The sequence below is a fragment of the Candidatus Methylomirabilota bacterium genome, from assembly GCA_036001065.1.
Lineage (GTDB): Bacteria > Methylomirabilota > Methylomirabilia > Rokubacteriales > CSP1-6 > MNEF01.
Window position 1 is genome coordinate 1 of the sequence record DASYUQ010000118.1, and the last position, 2,969, is coordinate 2,969.

Genomic DNA, 2,969 nt, shown 5'->3' on the forward strand with positions numbered 1-2,969 from the left:
CGGTCGCCGTGATGCCCGTACTTCTGCAACTTGTAGCGGAACTGGCGGAAGCTGAGGCCGAGAACCTCGGCGGCCCGTGTCTGATTACCGCCCGTGCGCTCGAGCGCTTGCTGGATGTACCGCTGCTCGATGCGCTCCAGGTGTGCCTCCAGATCGAGGCCGTTGTCGGGGATGTCGAGCAGGACGTCCTTGGGGTCGGCGGGTCGGGTCAGGTTCGGAGGCAACGCATCGGGCGTGATCATCTCGCCATTGCCCAGGACGATCGCGCGCTCGATCACGTTCTCGAGCTCCCGGATGTTCCCGGGCCAGAGATAGCCTTCGAGGATCGCCAGCGTCTCCGGGGTGACCCCTTGGGCGCTCTTGCCTACCGCCTTCGAGATCTTCTCGATGAAGTGGGCGACTAGGAGCGGGATGTCCTCGCGGCGCTCGCGGAGCGGCGGCAGGTGGACGGGGATCACGTTCAGTCGGTAAAAGAGGTCCTCCCGCAAAAGGCCGTCAGCCATGGCGCGCGTGAGATCACGGTTGGACGCTGCGATGAGCCGCACGTCGATCTTGAGGTCGTGAGTGTCCCCGACCCTCCGCACCTCGCGCTCCTGGATCGCCCGCAAGAGCTTCACCTGGACGGAGTGCGGGACTTCGGTGATCTCGTCGAGGAACAACGTGCCGCCCTCGGCGGCCGTGAACAGACCCGGCGTGCTGGCCACGGCGCCGGTGAAGGCGCCCTTCAGGTGGCCGAACAGCTCGGACTCCATCAAGCCTTCGGGGATGGCGCCGCAGTTGACCGAGATGAAGGGCGCGTTCCGCCGCGGGCTCTCGTGGTGGATCGCCACCGCCGCCAGCTCCTTGCCCGTGCCGCTTTCGCCCGTGACCATGACGGTCGAGGTGGAATCGGCGATCTTGCGGATCGTCTCGAACAGCTCGAGCATCTTGCGGCTACGGCCGATGAAGTTTTCGAAGCCCCGCTCCTTCCGGAGCTGCTGCTTCAGCACGATGTTCTCGTCCTGCAGCCGCTTGCGCTCGAGCGCCTTCTCGATGGTGAGCCGGATCGCCTCCAGCTTGAACGGTTTCGTGATGTAGTCGTACGCGCCGAGCTTCATGGCCTCGACAGCGGTCTCCGTCGAGGCGTACGCCGTGACGACCAGGACGATGGTCTGCGGCGAGTGCTGCTTGGTGGCCCGGAGCACGGCCAGGCCGTCGGTCTTGCGCATCCGCAGGTCGGTGATGACGAGGTCGAACGCCTCCGCCTTGAGCGCACCGAGGGCGCTCTCGCCGCTCTCGGCGACGGTGACGTCGTACCCGCTCTGCCGCAGCATGATGGCCAGCAGATCGCGCATGCTGCGCTCATCGTCGACGACGAGCACCCGCATCTCAGGCGCCTCCCGCCAGAAGGGTGATGGTGAACGTCGTGCCGAGGCCGGGCGAGCTGCGGACGCCGATGTCCCCGCCGTGGTCGCGGACGATCCGGTGCACCAGGGCCAGCCCCAGCCCGGTGCCCTCGGGCTTGGTCGAAAAGAAGGGCTCGAACACATGCTGAAGATCCGCCGGGGCGATGCCCTCCCCGGTGTCGGTCACGCTCACCTCGAGGCGATTCCCCTGGACGACCGCTCCCACGGAAAGCTCGCCGCCCTCGGGCATGGCCTCGGCCGCGTTGAGGCAGAGATTCCAGAGCGCTTGCTTGAACTGATCTCCATCGATGCGCCACGGGATCGAGGGAGGAAAGTCGCGGGTGATCTTGAGCGAGGGCGACGTCGCGCGATGCTCGAGCAGCAGCAGCACGTCGTCCAGGACATGCGCCACGTCGAGGGTGTCGAGAGCCAGGGGCGCCGGCCGGGCGTACTCGAGGAACCCCCTGATGATCTGGTTGAGCCGGTCCGATTCGCGAAGGACGATTCCGGCCAGCCTGTCCCGCGTTTCTTCCGCGGCAATATTGCTGGTCAGGACCTCTATGGCACCGGTCAGGGAGGCCAGGGGATTGCGGATCTCGTGCGCGATATTTGCTGCCATGCGGCCGAGGCTGGCCAGGCGGTCCGCCCGGCGCATCCTCGCCTCCATTTCACGCATGGCCGAAAGGTCCTCGCAGGCCGCGATCAAGCCGACCCGGTTGCCCTTGCCGGACACCAGGGCGGAGCAGGTGACGCGGACGGGAACGCGGGCGCCACCGGGCCGGCCTAGCTCGATCTCGCGCCAGATGGAGGTCTTGAGGTTATCGGAAATCGCCGTGTCGACGTCGGCGAGCGGAAGGGCGTCCCCGAAGATGGCCGGCCAGGGGCGCCCGATCGCTTGCTCGGCGGGCCGTCCGGTGATGGCTTCCGCGGCTCGATTGAAGGCGGTGATGACGTGGTTCTGGTCGAGCGCGATCAATCCAGTGCTGACCGACTGGAAGATGAGGTCCTTGTAGACCTGGAGGTCGCTCAAATCCTTCTGCCGCGTCTCGAGCTCCCGGCGGGTGGTCAGGAAACGTTCCGCCAGACCGCCGGCCACGATCGCGACGACCAGGAGCGTTCCAGTGTTGACGAACATCGCCAGTACTTCGAGCGCCACCCCTTCGCCGGCGGGCTCCCAAAAGTGTGTCACTGGAACCACGGTGCGAACGAAAACAAGGCTGCTGTAGAGCGTGCTGGCCAGCGCCGCAATGACCAAGCCTCCGGCGCGGGAGAGGAGCACGCAGGCACCCGTCACCAGCAGGACATAAAGGAACGCCAGGATCGACCGACCGCCGCCGGTCGCGGCCACCACCGCGGTGATGAGTGTGGCGTCGAGCAGACAGACGTACCACGCCGCGCGGCGTGGGCGGCCGACCGAGCCGCGCAGGAGCAGGGCGCCCGAAGACGCCGCGACGAGCGAGAACACCGCGAAGAGAATGCCGGTGTTCACTCTCGGTACGAAGTCGGGCGGCATGAGAGGCACGAGGACGGCCAGGAGCCCGGCCAGCACGAGGCGCGCCCACGCGAAGACGCGAAGAATCCGGT

Annotated in this window: 2 protein-coding genes; both read right to left on the bottom strand. The window is 66.8% G+C overall.

Features of this window, described 5'->3' with window-relative positions; translation table 11 throughout:
* Positions 1-1,367, bottom strand: a 1,367-nt coding sequence (locus tag VGV13_11480) for a sigma-54 dependent transcriptional regulator (protein HEV8641709.1), incomplete at its 3' end; no start/stop codon positions are given.
* Position 1,368: 1 nt separating this feature from the next.
* Positions 1,369-2,969, bottom strand: a 1,601-nt coding sequence (locus tag VGV13_11485) for an ATP-binding protein (GenBank protein HEV8641710.1), incomplete at its 5' end; no start/stop codon positions are given.